General features: G+C 66.1%; 2 protein-coding genes. One reads left to right on the top strand and one right to left on the bottom strand.

Going from position 1 to position 1935, the window contains the following annotated elements:
• On the bottom strand, positions 1–1481 hold a 1481-nt coding region (locus SSMG_RS08265), incomplete at its 3' end, for an NAD(P)/FAD-dependent oxidoreductase (RefSeq protein WP_037716778.1).
• An 83-nt stretch (positions 1482–1564) separates the two neighbouring features.
• On the opposite strand from SSMG_RS08265, the gene SSMG_RS08260 reads away from it, so the two are divergent.
• Positions 1565–1935: aldo/keto reductase (locus tag SSMG_RS08260; RefSeq protein WP_199785842.1), on the top strand; the 371-nt coding region annotated here is incomplete at its 3' end.

Raw genomic sequence — 1935 nt, 5'->3', positions numbered from 1 at the left:
CCGCTAACCCCGCCCCCGCGAACCGCCCCAGCCCCACACAACAACACCCTCTCGAACCCCGTCTCCACCCCCCACGTCCCGGCCGCCGCCCCCTCCCCATACGGCCAAGACAAATCCCGATGAAAAATATGCCCCCGAGGCAACCCCAACTCCACCTCCAAATCCAACGGAGTTTTAGCCTCAACACAAGGCTCCCCGCCCCCATCCAGCAACAGACACCCCTCAATCGGCTCCGCCAGCACACTGTTCAACGAAGCCAACGTCGCCCGCAACGCCTCCGCCCGCGCCCCGTCGTTATCCGCCTCGAAAAGCCGAGCAGGCATATGCAGCCCAAACAACGTCAACGTCTGCACCCCAGCCGCCCGCTCAGCCGGCCCGAGAATCGACGGATCAGTCAACGAATGACAGTAAATCTCACACGGCGGCACCGCTGGAATCCGCCCAGCCGCCGCCTCCCGATAAGCAGTTTCGAGCTGAGCAAAAGATTCGTTGACATGAAAAGTCCCGCCGAACGCATCACGCGGATCAACCCCGGCATCCCGCAACCGAGGCAGCCGCCGCAACACCATGTTCACCTTCAACTGCGCCCCCTCCGGCTCCTCGACAGGCTCCTCACCGAGCAACCGGGAAAGCGTGCGCGGCGAGACATTAGCCAACACCCGCCCACCAACCACCACCCGCTCCGCATCCCCAGCGCGGTAACGAACTTCGCCATCCGGCGTCACGCCTAGCACCTCCGCGCCGGTGACCAACTGCGCCCCAGCACGCCGGGCAACATCCGCGAGCGCATCGGTCACCGCCCCCATGCCACCGACCGGAACATCCCAGTCCCCAGTCCCATTACCGATGAGGTGGTAAAGCAGGCAACGGTTCTGCCGCAACTCCTCGTCATCCGCAGAAGCGCAAGTACCGATTAGCCCGTCAGTGAGCACAACCCCACGCACAACGTCGTCATCGAACAACTCACGCAGCGTTTCCCCCACCGGCCGCTCGAAAAACGTCCCCCACGCCTCGTCGTCGCCAATCCGTTCCCGCAACTCCGCACGTGTCGGCAACGGCTCGGTCAACGAATCGAAAGTCGCCTTCGCCACCCGCGCCGCCGAGGCGTAAAACCGTTGCCACGCCGCATAGTCCTTTGTGGACCCGGTAACCGCGCGAAACGACGCGCTGGTCCGCTCGCCGTCGCCCGTGTCGACAAGGAGACCCGTGTCGCCGACCGGGGTGTACGACGACATCCGCCGCCTCCGCAACTGGACGCCCAGCCCCAGTTCGGTCATGATCCGCTTCGGCAGCAGGCTGACCAGGTACGAATAGCGCGAGAGCCGGACGTCCACCCCAGGGAAAGCACGGAACGACACCGCCGCGCCGCCGATCTCCGCGCGCCGTTCCAGCACCAGCACCGACCGTCCGGCCCGGGCCAGATAGGCAGCCGCGACGAGTCCGTTGTGCCCGCCGCCCACGATCACCGCGTCGTAGTCCACCGCCGCGAGCCTAATGCTTGACCCGGAGCGCACTCCAGGTCTTAGCGTCGGCGAAGACAACATCCGGCGCAGAAGGAGCGATGATGACCGACGTCCCGACCCGGAACCTCGGCGGGCTCACCGTGTCCGCCCAAGGCTTGGGCTGCATGGGAATGAGCCACGGCTACGGCGCGTCCGACGACGCGCAGTCGATCGAGACGCTGCGCCACGCCGTCGACCTCGGGGTGAACTTCCTCGACACCTCCGACTTCTACGGCTCCGGCCACAACGAGGAACTGATCGGCCGCGCGATCGCCGATCGCCGCGACGAGGTCGTGCTGGCCACGAAGTTCGGTATCGCGAACCGCCTCGGCGAACCGACCCAGGTCCGGGGCGACGCCGCGTACGTGCGCCAAGCCTGCGACGCCTCGCTGCAGCGGCTCGGCCTCGACCACATCGACCTGTACTACCTGCA

Source organism: Streptomyces sp. AA4 (assembly GCF_000158875.1).
GTDB lineage: Bacteria > Actinomycetota > Actinomycetes > Mycobacteriales > Pseudonocardiaceae > Amycolatopsis.
Note: the sequence above shows the minus strand (reverse complement) of the source record. Positions and strands in the feature narration are given on the sequence as shown.